A 15,862-nucleotide genomic window follows, 5' to 3' on the forward strand; every position below is an offset into this window, starting at 1 on the left:
AGAATTTCATTCTTTTGTTTAAAACTATGGATTTCCAATCCATAGTGGTTTATTTTAAGAATAAACATTTTTTTTGATAATCAATAATTGCATTTCCTTTTTTTAAGATATCTGCCCCTAAAATACCATCTACCGGATCTGCTTGGTGTGCAACTAAGGCAGTATTTACATGGTTAAGGTCAAATAATACCAAAGGGATTCTTTTTTTACACCAATTTCCTATTTGTATAGTATTTTTTTTGGAAAGTTGAGTGAACATATCTGTAGCACCTGCACCTGCGGCTTTTATATCACTGTCTTGAGTATAAAGACTAAATTTTTCTACCGCTTCAAAACCTACGCATGAATTAGAGGCTCCTGTATCTACAATAAAATTGCCTTTAATACCATTTAGTATTGCTGTAACTTCAAAATGATTGGTTTTTGTGTATACTAATTGGATTCTGTGATATTCTTTTTGGGTTAAAAATTTTCTAAGAGTGGTCATATTTATGTTTAGAAGAAGTTTTTTCAAAAGTAACATAATTAATAAAAACTAATCTACGAGAATTTTTAATAAAGATAATTTTGAGGATGTTTAAATAGCTGTCATAATTTAATACTTTTGCGACATGATAATAACAGATACACACACCCATATTTATAGTGATGCTTTTGATGAAGATCAGGAAGAAATGATGCAACGAGCAATAAAAAATAAAGTAACACGTTTTTTTGTTCCTGCCATAGACTCTGCTTATACCAATGCAATGTACGCAATAGAGTCAAAATATCCTGAGCATGTTTTTTTGATGATGGGGTTACATCCTACGCATGTAAAAGAAAACTATAAAGAAGAATTATTACATGTAGAGAAGGAAATTAAAAAAAGATTTGACCATAAAACAGAAAAAAAGTTTTATGCAGTGGGGGAGATAGGGATTGATTTATATTGGGATACTACTTTTTTAAAACAACAGCAGGAAGCCTTTAGATGTCAAATTCAACTGGCAAAAAAATACAAACTACCAATAGTAATACACTGCAGGGATGCTTTTGAAGAAGTGTTTGAGGTGCTGGAGTTAGAAAAAGGAGAGGGTCTGTTCGGTATTTTTCACTGTTTTACAGGAACCATTCAGGACGCACACCGTGCTATAGGGTATAATATGAAATTGGGTATTGGAGGGGTAGTTACTTTTAAGAATGGTAAAATAGACACTTTTTTAGATCAAATAGCCTTAGATCATATTGTACTGGAAACCGATGCTCCTTATTTAGCGCCAATGCCATACAGAGGCAAGCGTAATGAGAGTTCTTATTTGGTTAATGTGGTAGAAAAACTTGCAGGGATATATCAAAAAACAACAGAAGAAATAGCAAGTATAACTACACAAAACTCTAAGGATGTATTTGGCATCTAAGTATATTAAAAAATAATAAATTCGTTCATTTGCTTTATGAATACTTCACCAAACATATTACTTATTTATACAGGGGGTACTATAGGAATGATTAAGGATTTTGAGACAGGAGCATTAGTTGCTTTTGATTTTGATGAACTTTTATTAAATATTCCAGAATTAAGACAATTAGATTGTAGTATCGAGACTATTAGTTTTGAAAAACCTATTGATTCTTCCGATATGGATGTTGGTCGTTGGAAAGAATTGGGGGATGTTATAAATAGTAACTATAAAAAGTATGATGGATTTGTAGTCCTGCATGGTAGCGATACTATGTCATACACCGCATCGGCAGTTAGCTTTATGTTTGAGAATCTGGCAAAACCTATAATTTTTACAGGATCTCAATTACCAATAGGGGATTTAAGAACAGATGCTAAAGAAAACTTGATTACCGCAGTTCAAATAGCTGCACTGCAAGAAAAAGGAAAACCTGTGATTACCGAAGTAGGGTTGTATTTTGAGTATAAGCTACTTAGGGCAAACAGAACTACCAAGATCAATGCAGAGCATTTTGAGGCATTTCAATCCCTTAATTATCCATCATTGGTAGAGTCGGGAGTTCATCTTAAAGTAAATACCTCTTTTTTGAGAGTAACTAACAGACGGAAAAAGATGATATACCACACACATTTTAATAATGATATACTAATTATCAAAATGTTTCCGGGTATTAATGAAAATATTTTAAGGAGTATTTTTTCTTTAGAAACAATAAAAGGGATTATTTTAGAGACATACGGATCTGGTAATACAACTACTCAAAAATGGTTTATATCTATGATTTCTGATGTAATACAAAAAGGAATTCCTGTCGTTAATGTTACACAATGTATAGGAGGAAGTGTCGAAATGGGTAAGTATGATACCAGTGTTGCACTAAAAAAAGTGGGTGTTATTTCGGGAAAAGACATCACAACAGAGGCTGCTGTAGCAAAATTAATGTATTTATTAGGAGAAAATTTGCCACTTAAAGTCCTAAAAACCATTTATGAAACATCTTTAAGAGGGGAAATGTCAGAAAATTAACGCCTTAAATTTCACTAGTTAACATTTTTTTTGTTATTTGCCCATCCTAATTTTTTAGGAAAGTTGGGAAAAAATAGAGAGGTGGCCGAGTGGTCGAAGGCGCACGCCTGGAAAGTGTGTATACGTCAAAAGCGTATCGAGGGTTCGAATCCCTTCCTCTCTGCATTATTATCAATTTTTTAATAAATTTTGTATTATTTTTATATCTTTAACCCTTTAACTAATTAAAATTAAGAATCAGCGCAATGAAAAGATTATTTTCTATTCTGGCAATCGCAGCAGTAATGACTTTTGGAAATTTACAAGCATCTACTGCACCTGCCCAGTTATTAACGGCTAATGTGCAATTATTAATTGCTCCTATAACAACAACAACTCAAGATGATGCAGCGCCTGCTACCGAAGAATTATCCTTCCATCAAAACCTTAAAAAACGTTTTATAGAAGGTGGACCCGGATTTATGGGTATCGTACTTTTATGTTTGATACTAGGTTTAGCGATTGCAATCGAAAGAATTATCTTTTTAAATCTTTCTACTACAAACACTAAAAAATTACAGCAAAATGTAGAAGATGCATTAAACAGTGGTGGTATAGAAGCAGCAAAAGAAGTGTGCAGAAACACAAAAGGACCTGTTGCATCTATCTACTATCAAGGTTTAGACAGAGCAGATGAAAGTATTGATGCTGCAGAAAAAGCAGTTGTTGCTTATGGTGGTGTACAAATGGGACAATTAGAGAAAAACGTATCTTGGGTATCTTTATTTATAGCTCTTGCTCCAATGCTTGGGTTCATGGGTACGGTAATCGGGATGATTCAGGCATTTGATAAGATTGAGGCAGCTGGGGATATGCAACCTTCTCTTGTAGCAGGTGGTATTAAAGTAGCACTTCTTACAACAGTATTTGGTCTTGTTGTTGCAATTATTCTTCAAGTATTTTATAACTATATAGTTGCTAAAATTGATAGAATTGTAAATGATATGGAAGATGCTTCGATTACATTAATCGATATGTTGGTGGCTTACAAAAACAAAAAATAATAAGTCTGGATCTATATATCTTAAAAGCTTGCTTTGTTTTATTTTAAATATTAAATTATTAAAAAGTAAGTGAACTTATTGTTTAATCAAAGTGTAATAAACACTTTATATAAAATATAGACACATGAAAATTTCTAAAATATTATCATATGTTGTACTTGGGTTGGGTATCTTAGGAGCAATCCTTTGGTATGTAATGACCAGTTCAATTAGTACTTTAATGGATCAAAATAGTGTTTCTGAAGCTAGAGAACTTCCTTTCGATATCGCAGAATCAACTGTTACTCCATTATATTTCCTTACGTTGATTATTTTTGTGATTGCTATTATAGCTACTTTAATAGCAGTGTTTTCAACACTGGCAAAGAACCCTTCGGGTCTTAAAAACACAGCTATAGGAATTGTAGCTTTTATAGTCATCCTGGGTATAAGTTATGTTCTGGCAGACGGGGTAGAAACTCCTTTAAAAGATGGAGAAGTACTTTCTGCTGGTAACTCTAAATGGGTAGGAACCGGACTATATACATTTTATGTTCTGGCAGCAATTGCAGTTGGTCTGATGTTTTTATCTGGTATTAAAAAATTAATAGGAAAATAATTATGGCAAGAAGAGCAGCACCAGAAGTAAATGCAGGGTCTATGGCAGATATTGCGTTCTTACTTCTTATATTCTTCCTGGTTACTACCACTATTGAAACAGATAGCGGGATTAGCCGTAAACTTCCTCCTCCGCAAGAGGACAATGTAGAACCACCAGTTCTTAAACAAAAAAATATTTTTGTTGTAGAATTGAACAAAAATAATGATCTGCTAGTAGAAGAGGTTCCGATGGAACTAAAAGATCTACGTGAAGCAGCTATCAAGTTTTTGGATAATGGTGGTGGAAGCGGAGAAGAGGCTTGTAAATACTGCCAGGGAGCAAAAGACCCATCGTCTTCAGATAATCCAACAAAAGCTGTAATATCTTTGCGTAATAATAGAGAAACGAATTATGCTACTTACATCGCAGTTCAAAATGAATTGGTGGCAGCATATACGACTTTACGAAACAGAGAAGCACAGCGTCTTTTTGGAAAAACTTTCACTCAAATGGAAAAAGACCTAAAAGATGTTAATTATTCTGGAAACAAAGAAACCTTAAAAGAGGATATTAAAAAAATACAATTTTTATTCCCCGAAAAGCTTTCTGAAGCAGAACCAAAAAAATAAAATAACGTAAAACAAAATTCTTATGTCAAAGTTTAAAAAGAAAAAAGGTGGAGAACTACCTGCTATTTCTACAGCTTCGTTACCAGATATTGTATTTATGTTACTGTTTTTCTTTATGGTTGCAACAGTAATGCGTCAAAATACTTTGATGATAGAAAATAAATTACCTGTTGCAGACCAGATCGAAAAACTAGATAAAAAAGATTTGGTAATGTACATTTATGCAGGAAAACCTAGCTCAAGATACCGTGCAAGTGCCGGTAATCAAGCAAGAATCCAGTTAAATGATAAGTTTTCGGATGTAACCGATATAAAGTCATTTATATTAGCAGAAAGAGCTTCTAAAAGAGAAGAATTAATACCTTTCCTTACTACAGCTTTAAAAGTAGATGGAGATACCAATATGGGACTTGTGGGAGATATTAAAACCGAACTTAGAGAAGTTCAAGCGTTAAAGATTAATTATACGACCAGAACGGGAAGTGCAATGGATAATCTTAAATAGTAACTGTTGCATAGAAAATATTCAAAATGATACAGTAAATCCTGCCCTTTGGGGCGGGATTTTTTATTATAAATAGTTGCTTATATATTTAAAACTTTATTTCTGTTTTTTCTGTAATATTATTTTAATTACTAGTTTGTATTTTGATTCCCAGAGGCTTACCTAAAAAAGCAATTTTTGTTTTTTTAAGCATACTTCTAGCTTCTTTTTAGGTTGTTGCCAATGTCATTAAGTTAAGCATTTAAACTATTGATTTAGAATTTGTTAATGGTGGAATACATGATGGAAGAAGAGGTTTTTTACCTTGAACTTCGATTTTTTCCTTTATAAATCTTTTATGCCATTTTATATTAATTTAGCCCTTATAATAAAATGCCCTTTTTACCTTGGTTTTATGTGTAATAACATACAGTGTTTTGCTGTATATAAGTCGTGATCCAGTCTGGTACAGAATTTTGTTTTTTACAGAAATAAAAAACTAAACATCTTTATCTAATAAATATTAGCCGCAAGTGGTATTGTACAAATAATTTTGATTTTTTTTAATTATTTGTGCAATTGGCATAGCAATTGTTGATTCATTTATACAGCTGTGGTCTGTAATTTTATAAAATCAATATCTAACCTTCCAAAAAGTGATATTGAATATATGATATAAGCAATTATATTTTTGTCGTGTTTCGTTTTATACCATTCTTGTCACTTAAGACCATAGTTGATTGTTTTTTATATAATTATTAACTAAATATTTTTTATCATGACAAGAAGATTAACGCCTGGTGTTAATGCAGGATCTATGGCAGATATTGCATTTTTATTACTCATCTTTTTTTTAGTTTCTACAACCATAGAAACCGATGTAGGTATAATGAGAAAATTACCTCCCATTATAAATGACCCTTCAGATATTACAATAAAGAAAAAGAACATTTTTAAAGTTGAGATAAATCAAACCAATGAGTTATTGGTAGATGGGACCATTATGAAAATCAAGGATCTTAAAAAAGCAACAATGTCATTTTTGGACAATGGCGGAGGGGTTGGGGATTTAACTTGTGCTTATTGCAAAGGCGATCATAATGTTACATCTTCAGATAATCCGGATAAAGCAGTTATTTCTCTGGTCAATAGCCGAGAGACTAATTATGCAACTTATATAGCAGTACAAAACGAATTAATATCTGCATATACAGAATTAAGAAACCGGGAATCAAAAAAATTATATGGGATTTCGTACATCGAAATGAAAAAACACTTGAAAAGCGCCAATTATAAAGAAAATAAAGACGCGCTAAAAGAGCAAATTAAAAAAGTTCAATCTATGTATCCGGAAAAGATTTCTGAGGCAGAACCAATAATGAAATATTAATTTAAAATCTTGTAATTATGTCTAAATTTAAAAACAAAAAAAACATTCAATTGCCAGAAATATCAACTGCTTCATTACCAGATATTGTATTTATGCTATTGTTTTTTTTTATGGTAGCTACAGTTATGCGCCAAAATACTTTGATGATTGAAAATAAATTACCTGTTGCGGATCAAATCGAAAAACTGGATAAAAAAGATTTGGTGATGTATATTTATGCAGGCAAACCCAGTTCCAGATATCGTGCAAGTGCAGGAAATCAACCCAGAGTTCAATTAAATGATAAGTTTGCAGATGTAAATGATATAAAAGCATTTATATTGGCAGAAAGAGCTTCTAAAAGAGAAGAGTTAATTCCTTTTTTAACTACAGCTTTAAAGGTAGATGGAGATACCAATATGGGGCTCGTGGGAGATATTAAAACCGAACTTAGAGAGGTTAATGCATTAAAGATTAATTATACTACAAGAACAGGTAATGTAAAAGATAATTTCAATCCTTAATTAGGTATAAAAACGGATCTAAAATTATTGTTTTTGGCAGGGTACTGAAATACATTTTGATGATAAGATTAGGTGTTTTGCCAAAAACAATATGTAATAGATGTAAATGTTTTTTATTTTGTTTTTGTAAAGTTTTTATTGTTTCTAAAGAAATAGATTTATTTTAGTGATTTATACAGAAATAAAATAAGTTGCGATATCTCATAAAATATTTGATATAAAATATTCTGTATATATTGACTTGAATCTGAAAATTAGATAATTAAAAACCATGAGAAAGAATAAATGAAAAATTTTTTTATACTTATTGTTTGCGGCTTATATGTGCTTGTTTCTTTTGGTCAAGAAACTGAGTCGGATTCTAATAAGAGTATAGAGATAGATTCGTTGTACCGTGAAGATCAATTCTATATAGGGGTAACATATAACCTGCTTTTTAATAAACCCAAAGATGTTAACCAATCCGGGTTTTCTGGTGGGTTACACCTTGGTTTTATACGGGATATGCCTATAAATAAAAGGCGTAATTTGGGGCTAGGACTAGGGCTAGGATATTCTTTTAATGTTTATATTCAAGACTTGTTTATAGGAGAAGAGGAAGGAACAGAGCAAAGCATATTTAGTGTTTTGGACGGTGTAGAGTACAGTACAAATAGATTTACAACGCATCTGGTAGAAGCGCCTTTTGAACTTAGGTGGCGAACATCTGTTCCGGAAACACATAAATTTTACAGGATTTATACCGGAATTAAGCTAGGGTATTTATATTCTTTTAATTCTAATTTCAAACAACCTGGAAACCAGGTAAAACAATCAAAGGTAGAGGAGTTGAACAGATGGAGGGTAGGGGCTACTTTTACTTTTGGATGGAATACCTTTAATTTTCATTTTTATTATAGCTTAAATAGCTTGTTTAATGACAAGGCTATGATTCAAGGAGACCCGGTAGGGCTTAATATAGCCAAAATCGGATTGATGTTCTATATTTTATAGCCAAAAATTAGCAAGAGTAAGTTGTGGGATCGTGCCTGTTAGAAAACCTAAAATAAGTTCGGGGTTAGTGTGCGCTTTACAGTGTAGTCGTGATGTGGCAACCAATCCGTTTAAAATCATTAAAACAGCAATCAATATAGTTAAATTTAATCCAAAATGAATACTAAGTAGTATGGCAAACATTGTTATACTACTTATTCCTATCATGTGAAGACTTGTTTTGATGTTGAAAAACACCATAAAAATCGTACTTAGTGACGAGAACAAAACTCCAAGGTAAAAAAAATATAACTCGGGGTAATGATAAATATCAATAACCATTTTAATAACAATTATAAGTAAAATGGATTGTAATAGAAGAGGGATTTTGCGCTCTTTAACATCATTAAGATGTATAGAAGTAATTACACCCAGATTTTTTAATAAAAAAAATAAAACAATAGGTGTTAAAATGGTAAGTACAACCAAGCCAAAGATCTTTACTTTAATAATCTCGTCTGGGATAAATCTAGGAGCAATCTTAAAATAGATTATAGCACCAAGCAAAGGCATTAGCAATGGGTGTAAAATATAGGAAATACTTCTTAAAAAAAAGTTCATCAAATTTTCTTTCGTAATCGTGCTACAGGGATGTCCAATTGTTCTCTGTATTTAGCTACTGTTCGTCTGGCTATAGGATATCCTTTTTCTTTTAGGATTTTAGCAAGTTTTTCATCTGTAAGAGGTTTTTTCTTGTCTTCTTCTCCTATAGTTATTTCTAATATTTTTTTTATTTCCCGGGTAGAAACTTCTTCTCCCTGATCGTTTGTCATAGATTCAGAAAAGAACTCTTTAATTAGTTTTGTACCATACGGGGTATCTACGTATTTGCTATTTGCTACTCTGGAAACAGTACTTACATCCATACCAATCTCATCTGCAATATCTTTTAATATCATTGGTTTAAGGCTTCTTTCATCTCCACTAAGAAAATAAGCCTTTTGGTAGTGCATTATTGCACTCATGGTAATAAACAGTGTTTGCTGTCGTTGTTTTACAGCTTCAATAAACCATTTTGCGGCATCTAATTTTTGTTTTATGAATAAAACGGCATCTTTTTGAGATTTCGATTTTTCTTTACTGGCTTTGTATCCTTGCAACATATTATTGTACTCTCTGGAAACATGAAGCTCAGGGGCATTACGACCATTCAAAGATAATTCAAGTTCGCCATCTATAATTCTAATAGTAAAATCAGGAACTACATGTTCAATTATGCGGTTACTGCCAGAATAAGCCCCTCCTGGTTTAGGGTTAAGATGTTCGATTTCATCAATTGCACTCTTTAAATCTTCTTCGGTGATATCAAATTTCACAAGAAGTTTGTCGTAATGTTTTTTGCTAAAAAGATCAAATGCTTTTTTTAATATTTCTGATGCAAGTTTTGTTGGAATCGTTGTTTCTTTTCGGTCTAATTGAATCCAGAGGCATTCTTGTAGATTGCGAGCCCCAATTCCTGCCGGGTCTAATTGCTGAACAATTTTTAAAACACTTTCTATTTTTTCTTCGGTGGTATACACATTTTGAGTAAAAGCCAGATCGTCAAGAATGTCAGACAAGGATCTTCTTATATAACCACTTTCATCTATACTGCCAACAAGAAACTCTGCTATTTCTTTTTCTTCATCATTTAATCGATACGTGTTTAATTGATTGATTAAATGTTGATGAAAAGAGGTTCCGGATGCATACGGTACGCTTTTTTCTTCGTCGTCTGTACTGTAATTATTGGTGCTTAATCTGTAGCTAGGTATTTCATCATCACTAAGGTACTCGTCTACATTAATATCTGCCTCAATTTTTTCTGTCCCATAATCATCATCACCTGTGTTTTCATTGCTAAATGTATCTTCATAATCGTCTGCTTTTTCTTTGCTGTCATCCAGAGCAGGATTTTCTTCCATTTCTTGCTTTAATCGTTGTTCAAATGCTTGTGTAGGAAGCTGAATCAACTTCATAAGTTGAATTTGCTGTGGAGAGAGCTTCTGAGAAAGCTTAAAATTTAATTGTTGCTTTAGCATAAAATTGTCAATGTTCTTCTACTCACAAAAATAAACAAAAAACACTGTTTTTAAAGAAGTATTAGATGGTTGTTAGTTCATTTAAAAAAGCTGCAAATTCTGTGTTAATAAATAAAACTTCATTTTTTTAACAGATTGGCTTTTCAATTTAATCCCTCATATAGGGTTTTTGATTTCCCGAAACCTACCTCAAAAACAAAATATATTTTCAGGAACATACCTTTTGAGCTTACTCTAAGATCGTTTGATTCTGGTCAAATCATTAATGTAGTTAAATTAAATGAAAATTTGTTAGTTTAACTTGTTGAAGCCTAATAAAATTTTCAATTCAAATACATTTAGATAAGCAAAATGTAACAAGGGTTGTTCCTGAAACCGGCTTAGCTTGATAATATAACATCAAACAAACCCTGAAATCATGCTAAAATGCTCGTTTATTCTTCTTTATAAAAAACTTTTGCAGCTATACTTTGACATAACTTGGTACAAGTGCTGTGCAAAAATTTTACCGTTTTGAATAAGAAAAAAACAACTTCACATTTTTATCATACTTTTATAATTTACTTGACAGAACCAAATTCAATAATAGATTTTCAAGTTCTATTATCCGGGTTTAATCAATAAACGAGCCAAAAGTAAATATAATATACAAGATAGACAGTTTTGTGATTTAAAACTTCAAAAATTAACATTGTGATATCAATTTTGAGAAGAGTAGATAAATAATTACCTGCTCGATCTTTGTTTATAGAATGGATTAAAAATATTAGTAATTGAAACCTGTTTAAAGAGATGGATAGTTCTTGACCACAAACAGATAAACTTTTGTTTTTTTAAACAATGTAAATCAGGTTTTTGCTTTTGGTAAGTGTTTGTTCAGGAATTTCTAATTTTTTTAAGAATGTATGTATTAAGAAAGCTAAGGAACAAATAATTTGTTTTTAATAGCATAGATAACCAATCCTGTTCTGTTTTTTAAATGTAATTTTTCAAAAATAGAATCCCGGTATCCTTCGATGGTTTTTGGGCTTAAACACATATCATTGGCTATCTCTTTATAGGTTTTTTCGGTACATGCATGCTTAATAAATTCTATTTCGCGATCTTTTAGTACTACTTCGATTTCTGCTTTGTTATTTAAGGACCCCAAAAGTAGTTTGGTTACATCTTTTGTGTGATAAAACCCGGTTTCTTGCACTTGTATTAGTGCGTTTTCCAGAATACTTTTTTCTGTGTCTTTTAAGAGATATCCTTTTGCGCCTGCTCGAAGCATTTTTAAAATGGTATTTTCATCTTCTTCTACAGAGAGTGCCAGGACTTTAACTTGTGGATATTCTTCTTTTAAAACAGCTGTGGTTTCGATACCGTTCATAATAGGCATATTAATATCCATAAGTACAATATCGGGTATGTTTTTAGGATCTTTAAATCTGGTGAGCAGTTCTTTTCCGTTTTTGCAAATGTATAAGATTTTAAATTTGGCAAATCCATTAACTAATCCAGATAAAGCCTGGGATAGTAAAATATGATCTTCTACGATTACTATGGAGTATTTCATCTGTAAGGGTTTATTGTATGTATGCAGTATTGCAAAATTAATCAATTAAAACTATTGCTGTATAAGAAACTCTATTCTGATTCATTTTTACTTTGTTCCATGAAAAAAATAGATTTTTGAACGATCTTATTTTTAGTGTAACTTCTCTAGGTATATGGCAAAAAAACAATACATATCATATTAAATAGGTAATATTTATTGAGTTATATTGTTTTTTTGCCGTTTTTATCATTCCAACCCTTTCTCTATGCTCAGAATAAACTATGGTTGGAATCCATTTTGACATGATGATGTTAATAATGGATCCCGTTCTTCAACAGAATGAATAAAATCAATTCATTTTTGTGCTCTATAAATTTTTGTCATGTACTTAGGTAGCTTCTGTAATAATCCAGGTACATAAGTTAATCAATTTCGTTATCTAACACTACTGAACTTTCTTTTTTATAAGGATAAATTAGCGTTATAGCAGTTCCTTTTCCTTTTTCAGACAGGAGCTGTACTTCTGCATTTATCAATTTGCCTCTGTTTTGCATATTACATAACCCTATCCCGCTATGCATAGTACGATCTGTGTGATCAAAACCAACACCATCATCTTGTGCTTTTATCACTAGTTTATCGGTATCATAATGTACAGTAACATCCAGAGTCGAAGCTTTAGAGTGTTTTATAGTATTGGTAAAAAACTCTTGCAATATCCTAAAAATTATAATTTCGGCTTTATCATCCAGATCTTCCATTTCTTCATTGCTGGTGATGGTGGCGGCAATAAATTGCATACGATTAAATCGTTCTATTTCTAAGGTTATAGCCTCCGTTAGGCTGAGACTTTTAATAACATCCGGATTAATTAGTTTGGATAAAGATCGAAGCTCTGTAAGACTTTTACTTATCGTTTCGGTGACTTCTCCTAATTTATCCGGATCATCTTGTGCAATATTTACTTGTATTTTGGCCAGCGTAAGTAGCTGGCCAATATTATCATGCAACTCCCAACTAATATTACGTAAGGTCTCTTCCCGAATTTCAATCTGAGTCTCTGCTATAGCAGTTTCAAATTTTTTCTCTGCTTCTCTTTGTTGTAACAATAGGCTATTCTTCCTTTTTTGAAAGATTAAGAAAAGAAAAATCACTAAAACAACAAGTACTATTAAAATAATACTGGCTATTAATATTGCTGTTTCTTGTCGCTCCATATAAAACCTATAATATAGCAAAGATTTAATAAAATAATCAATAAATAGAATATAGAAAACAAAATGGTGTAAGATTCTTTTTCCATATAATATTTTAATGCTATTCTAAAAGGAATATTTCCAACATAAAAAATAAGTAAACCGATACTTATCCAGAAAAATAAATTTTTATTTACGTGTAAAACACGTTCGCTATTTAAAACTTCAATAAAATAAAAAGCTACTTGGGAGACTATTAAAAAAGAGGCAGTAATAAATGGTATCGATAGAAAATCTGTAATATAATTTTCATAAAATCCGCCTATTAAAACAGAAATTAAATAGATCCCAAAAAAGAAACGTATTGCTTTTTTCTTCTTTAAATCCCGTATGATTCTAAGATATAAAGATGATATATAAATATAGCTTAAGAAGAAATAAGAGTTGAAAATAAAACCAGTGTATTTTATATCTAGATATTTTGTTGAAATATATCCAGCATATTCTATAAATACAACTACCCATAAATATATTAAAAAATTTTTTAATACTGAATTTTTATACTTATAATAGTATATTGATCCAATAATTGCAGAAAGAAGCTCCATGAAAAGTGTGGAAAAATCTCTTAGTAATAGAAGGGTGTCTTGTTCCATGAATATCTTCAAGTTGAATAGTTCTAGTTATTATTGCATATCAAATGGTGGAGGACTTTGTTGTCCACCATTTTCAGCCTGACTTTCTAGTTTAGGGGTTGTATTAAAATTTAAAAAAGAAAGTGCAGAAGCTTCATTGTTTTGAATGTTTTGCTGAGATGTTCTGCTTGAACGGGGGTGCTTAATGATGTCTTTTAGAAATTTTACACTTACTTTATTTCCTTGCCTCATGATAGCATATGCCAGTTCAACTTTTTCTTTACTTCCAGGAAGAAGAGTATCAATAGTAGGGTTGAAAAATAGCATTTGTCTTGCTTTTTTATTTCCTGGAGCACTATCAGAGAATTTTCCATAATAAAACCTTAGTCCTTTAATTCTAACTTTAGCTTGCGAAGAATTCTTTTCTATAGCTTTCAAATAGTTCTTTAGTTCTTGATAGTTAAAGGTAATTGATCTTGCTGCATTAAATTGTGGTAATGTTTTCCGTTCAGCACTATCAATAAGCTTTACACGCTCATCATATCGATAGTATAAATCCTGTATTTCTCTAAAATCTATAATATTATGTGGATCATCATTTGCAGGATATAGATCGGTTTTTGTGCTATTAAAATAAAAATAAGTTATTAATGCTGTTAGAGTAATAACTGCAGGATACCCGATTAAATTAGATCTTTTGTCCATTTTGTAAGTTTTTTAGTGATTTGTTAAGATTTCGATTGTATCGAAACATATTAGTTAGTTTTTTTTCAACTTATGTTGAAGGGGTTTGTTATTTCTCTATCACGATTTATAAATAGTATATAAGTCATAAAGAGAAACGATAATCATTTAATTTCTCCATACAAACAAAGGTGTTCTTTTGAATAAAAATACTATTATTCTATAATTATAAAAAAACAATAGGACCTTTTGTTTTGCTAAGTAATGCGCAAATCATTGATAGTAAACAAGTTTTCTTGTTGTTTTGTCTTTTTTGGTTCGGTTTTGGGTCTAAAAAAAAGGGGTTTTTACCCCTTTTTTAAAAAGGCTTTTGACTCTTTTGTGGTAGAAGAAAAGCTTTTTCTAAATAGTCAAACTTCTATGGGTTTTACTAAAAAATCGAAATCTTAACTAAACGGAGTCTATATTGATGGATGATTTTCTGTTTTGTAATACAAGTTCCATTTTAATATTGCTACGTTGGTAAGGAGGGTTTTCTTCCATTGGGATTTCTTTAAAACCATATTTACTGTAGATGTAAATTGCGTTTTCTAAAATACGGTTAGAATATAAAATTAGTTTTTCCCAATTTTGACCCTTAGAAAATTCAATACAGAACTGTAGTAATTGTTGTCCGATTTTTTGACCTTGAAACTTTGGAGATACTGCCATTTTTCCTAGCTCATAAATTCCATCTTTCATTTTAATTAAAGAAAAAGTTCCTGCGATTTCAGTATCTGCTTTTGCAAAAAAGATATAACCGCCTTCGTTTATAATAGTTTCTTCGCATTGTTCTAGTAGATCAGCATCATGGGGTTCTACTGTAAAGTATTTTTCTAGCCATTCTATATTAAGGTAGGCAAAATCTTTTGCGTATTTGGATTCAAACGGGATAATAGTAGTTTTCATGTGTTTATATTATTGTTTTAGAGGTCACATGGAACTCGCCAATAATCATTTTCTGTGTGTATCAAAAATTTTGTTATGGCTTGTTTCATTTTTTAAATGGTATATTTTTCTAATATTCTTTGACTTAAGGATTTTTCTTTTAATTGATTTTCCAGATAGGTGAGATGAAGCGTTAAACTAGCTGCACTGCCTTCGGTTAGCCATTTAACCTGTTTGTCGATTACGCTCCACAAAGGGATCATTTGTTGATGAATTTCTTTTCCTTTAGGAGAAAGTTTAAATATTTTTTTTCGCTTATCTAGTTTATCAATTTTGTAGGTTACCAGTTTTTTGTCGGTCAGTTTTTTTAGCGCTTGGGTGATTGCCGGTTGGGTGTATTGTATTGCTTCCTGAATGTCTGTGGTAGTAGCTGCTTCTAGATCAATAATTACTTTAAAAACAGGAAATAAGTAAGCGTCAAAATCAATATGTAAGGTGTTATATACTATCTGAACTTCTTTCATCAGGATATCGCTAAGCCTTTTTAGGCGGGATCCTAATCCTAGTTCACCATATAATTGCAATTTATCTTCCATAAGTATTTATATAAGTGCTTATGTAAATATATAAAATATTCTGATATAAAAAAGTTTAGATTCCAGTCCCGTTCTACAACGGGATGAACTGTGCTTAAAAACAAATATTTGGTTGATAATTTTCTATATAT

At 31.3% G+C, this 15,862-nt stretch carries 17 protein-coding genes and 1 tRNA gene; 10 read left to right on the top strand and 8 right to left on the bottom strand.

Annotated elements, in window-relative coordinates; genetic code table 11:
• Positions 1 to 49 precede the first annotated feature (49 nt).
• Positions 50 to 487, bottom strand: coding sequence for a retropepsin-like aspartic protease (locus ACZIYX_RS22170; protein WP_462684450.1), 438 nt, complete (start codon positions 485 to 487; stop codon positions 50 to 52).
• 124 nt (positions 488 to 611) lie between these two features.
• Between ACZIYX_RS22170 and ACZIYX_RS22175 the strand changes: the two genes are divergently transcribed.
• From ACZIYX_RS22175 to ACZIYX_RS22220, 10 genes are all read left to right on the top strand, one after another.
• Positions 612 to 1,400 carry a TatD family hydrolase gene (locus tag ACZIYX_RS22175; protein ID WP_462684451.1) on the top strand — a complete coding sequence of 263 codons (789 nt, stop codon included), beginning with the start codon at positions 612 to 614 and terminating at the stop codon, positions 1,398 to 1,400.
• A gap of 36 nt (positions 1,401 to 1,436) precedes the next feature.
• Positions 1,437 to 2,471, top strand: a complete 1,035-nt coding sequence (locus tag ACZIYX_RS22180) for an asparaginase (RefSeq protein ID WP_462684452.1) — start codon at positions 1,437 to 1,439, stop codon at positions 2,469 to 2,471.
• A 75-nt stretch (positions 2,472 to 2,546) separates the two neighbouring features.
• Positions 2,547 to 2,634 (top strand) — tRNA-Ser (locus tag ACZIYX_RS22185).
• 82 nt (positions 2,635 to 2,716) lie between these two features.
• Positions 2,717 to 3,514, top strand: a complete 798-nt coding sequence (locus tag ACZIYX_RS22190; protein WP_462684453.1) for a MotA/TolQ/ExbB proton channel family protein — start codon at positions 2,717 to 2,719, stop codon at positions 3,512 to 3,514.
• A 124-nt stretch (positions 3,515 to 3,638) separates the two neighbouring features.
• Positions 3,639 to 4,112, top strand: coding sequence for a hypothetical protein (locus ACZIYX_RS22195; protein ID WP_462684454.1), 474 nt, complete (start codon positions 3,639 to 3,641; stop codon positions 4,110 to 4,112).
• A gap of 2 nt (positions 4,113 to 4,114) precedes the next feature.
• Positions 4,115 to 4,723, top strand: coding sequence for an ExbD/TolR family protein (locus ACZIYX_RS22200; RefSeq protein ID WP_462684455.1), 609 nt, complete (start codon positions 4,115 to 4,117; stop codon positions 4,721 to 4,723).
• A gap of 22 nt (positions 4,724 to 4,745) precedes the next feature.
• A complete protein-coding gene (locus ACZIYX_RS22205) occupies positions 4,746 to 5,228 on the top strand; it encodes an ExbD/TolR family protein (protein ID WP_462684456.1) in 483 nt (160 codons plus the stop codon).
• Between the two features lie 757 nt (positions 5,229 to 5,985).
• Complete coding sequence (locus tag ACZIYX_RS22210; protein ID WP_462684457.1) at positions 5,986 to 6,597, top strand: ExbD/TolR family protein; 612 nt, start codon at positions 5,986 to 5,988, stop codon at positions 6,595 to 6,597.
• Between the two features lie 17 nt (positions 6,598 to 6,614).
• Positions 6,615 to 7,100, top strand: coding sequence for an ExbD/TolR family protein (locus ACZIYX_RS22215; RefSeq protein ID WP_462684458.1), 486 nt, complete (start codon positions 6,615 to 6,617; stop codon positions 7,098 to 7,100).
• 285 nt (positions 7,101 to 7,385) lie between these two features.
• Entirely contained in the window at positions 7,386 to 8,093 is a 708-nt protein-coding gene (locus ACZIYX_RS22220) for a porin family protein (RefSeq protein ID WP_462684459.1), read from the top strand.
• Here ACZIYX_RS22220 and ACZIYX_RS22225 read toward each other — a convergent pair.
• The 7 genes from ACZIYX_RS22225 to ACZIYX_RS22255 all read right to left on the bottom strand — a co-directional run bounded on the left by ACZIYX_RS22225 (position 8,088) and on the right by ACZIYX_RS22255 (position 15,731).
• Positions 8,088 to 8,693 (bottom strand): hypothetical protein, encoded by a 606-nt coding sequence (locus ACZIYX_RS22225; protein WP_462684460.1) that lies wholly within the window; start codon positions 8,691 to 8,693, stop codon positions 8,088 to 8,090. The two genes, ACZIYX_RS22220 and ACZIYX_RS22225, sit on opposite strands and share 6 nt — an antisense overlap.
• Positions 8,693 to 10,153 carry an RNA polymerase factor sigma-54 gene (rpoN, locus tag ACZIYX_RS22230; RefSeq protein ID WP_462684461.1) on the bottom strand — a complete coding sequence of 487 codons (1,461 nt, stop codon included), beginning with the start codon at positions 10,151 to 10,153 and terminating at the stop codon, positions 8,693 to 8,695. The genes ACZIYX_RS22225 and rpoN overlap by 1 nt, the downstream gene beginning before the upstream one ends.
• Before the next feature lie 919 nt (positions 10,154 to 11,072).
• Positions 11,073 to 11,711, bottom strand: coding sequence for a response regulator (locus ACZIYX_RS22235; RefSeq protein WP_462684462.1), 639 nt, complete (start codon positions 11,709 to 11,711; stop codon positions 11,073 to 11,075).
• Positions 11,712 to 12,115: 404 nt separating this feature from the next.
• Positions 12,116 to 12,910 carry a sensor histidine kinase gene (locus ACZIYX_RS22240; RefSeq protein WP_462684463.1) on the bottom strand — a complete coding sequence of 265 codons (795 nt, stop codon included), beginning with the start codon at positions 12,908 to 12,910 and terminating at the stop codon, positions 12,116 to 12,118.
• Between the two features lie 665 nt (positions 12,911 to 13,575).
• Complete coding sequence (locus tag ACZIYX_RS22245) at positions 13,576 to 14,229, bottom strand: hypothetical protein (protein ID WP_462684464.1); 654 nt, start codon at positions 14,227 to 14,229, stop codon at positions 13,576 to 13,578.
• 429 nt (positions 14,230 to 14,658) lie between these two features.
• Positions 14,659 to 15,156 carry a GNAT family N-acetyltransferase gene (locus ACZIYX_RS22250; protein ID WP_462684465.1) on the bottom strand — a complete coding sequence of 166 codons (498 nt, stop codon included), beginning with the start codon at positions 15,154 to 15,156 and terminating at the stop codon, positions 14,659 to 14,661.
• A 92-nt stretch (positions 15,157 to 15,248) separates the two neighbouring features.
• A complete protein-coding gene (locus ACZIYX_RS22255) occupies positions 15,249 to 15,731 on the bottom strand; it encodes a MarR family winged helix-turn-helix transcriptional regulator (protein ID WP_462684466.1) in 483 nt (160 codons plus the stop codon).
• Between the last annotated feature and the right edge of the window lie 131 nt (positions 15,732 to 15,862).

Source organism: Aquimarina sp., assembly GCF_977115655.1.

Bases quoted from the DNA above. Each gene is read 5' to 3' on its own strand.
- ACZIYX_RS22170 (WP_462684450.1), bottom strand. From the start codon at position 487: ATGACCACTCTTAGAAAATTTTTAACCCAAAAAGAATATCACAGAATC.
- ACZIYX_RS22175 (WP_462684451.1), top strand. From the start codon at position 612: ATGATAATAACAGATACACACACCCATATTTATAGTGATGCTTTTGAT.
- ACZIYX_RS22180 (WP_462684452.1), top strand. From the start codon at position 1,437: ATGAATACTTCACCAAACATATTACTTATTTATACAGGGGGTACTATA.
- ACZIYX_RS22190 (WP_462684453.1), top strand. From the start codon at position 2,717: ATGAAAAGATTATTTTCTATTCTGGCAATCGCAGCAGTAATGACTTTT.
- ACZIYX_RS22195 (WP_462684454.1), top strand. From the start codon at position 3,639: ATGAAAATTTCTAAAATATTATCATATGTTGTACTTGGGTTGGGTATC.
- ACZIYX_RS22200 (WP_462684455.1), top strand. From the start codon at position 4,115: ATGGCAAGAAGAGCAGCACCAGAAGTAAATGCAGGGTCTATGGCAGAT.
- ACZIYX_RS22205 (WP_462684456.1), top strand. From the start codon at position 4,746: ATGTCAAAGTTTAAAAAGAAAAAAGGTGGAGAACTACCTGCTATTTCT.
- ACZIYX_RS22210 (WP_462684457.1), top strand. From the start codon at position 5,986: ATGACAAGAAGATTAACGCCTGGTGTTAATGCAGGATCTATGGCAGAT.
- ACZIYX_RS22215 (WP_462684458.1), top strand. From the start codon at position 6,615: ATGTCTAAATTTAAAAACAAAAAAAACATTCAATTGCCAGAAATATCA.
- ACZIYX_RS22220 (WP_462684459.1), top strand. From the start codon at position 7,386: ATGAAAAATTTTTTTATACTTATTGTTTGCGGCTTATATGTGCTTGTT.
- ACZIYX_RS22225 (WP_462684460.1), bottom strand. From the start codon at position 8,693: ATGAACTTTTTTTTAAGAAGTATTTCCTATATTTTACACCCATTGCTA.
- rpoN (WP_462684461.1), bottom strand. From the start codon at position 10,153: ATGCTAAAGCAACAATTAAATTTTAAGCTTTCTCAGAAGCTCTCTCCA.
- ACZIYX_RS22235 (WP_462684462.1), bottom strand. From the start codon at position 11,711: ATGAAATACTCCATAGTAATCGTAGAAGATCATATTTTACTATCCCAG.
- ACZIYX_RS22240 (WP_462684463.1), bottom strand. From the start codon at position 12,910: ATGGAGCGACAAGAAACAGCAATATTAATAGCCAGTATTATTTTAATA.
- ACZIYX_RS22245 (WP_462684464.1), bottom strand. From the start codon at position 14,229: ATGGACAAAAGATCTAATTTAATCGGGTATCCTGCAGTTATTACTCTA.
- ACZIYX_RS22250 (WP_462684465.1), bottom strand. From the start codon at position 15,156: ATGAAAACTACTATTATCCCGTTTGAATCCAAATACGCAAAAGATTTT.
- ACZIYX_RS22255 (WP_462684466.1), bottom strand. From the start codon at position 15,731: ATGGAAGATAAATTGCAATTATATGGTGAACTAGGATTAGGATCCCGC.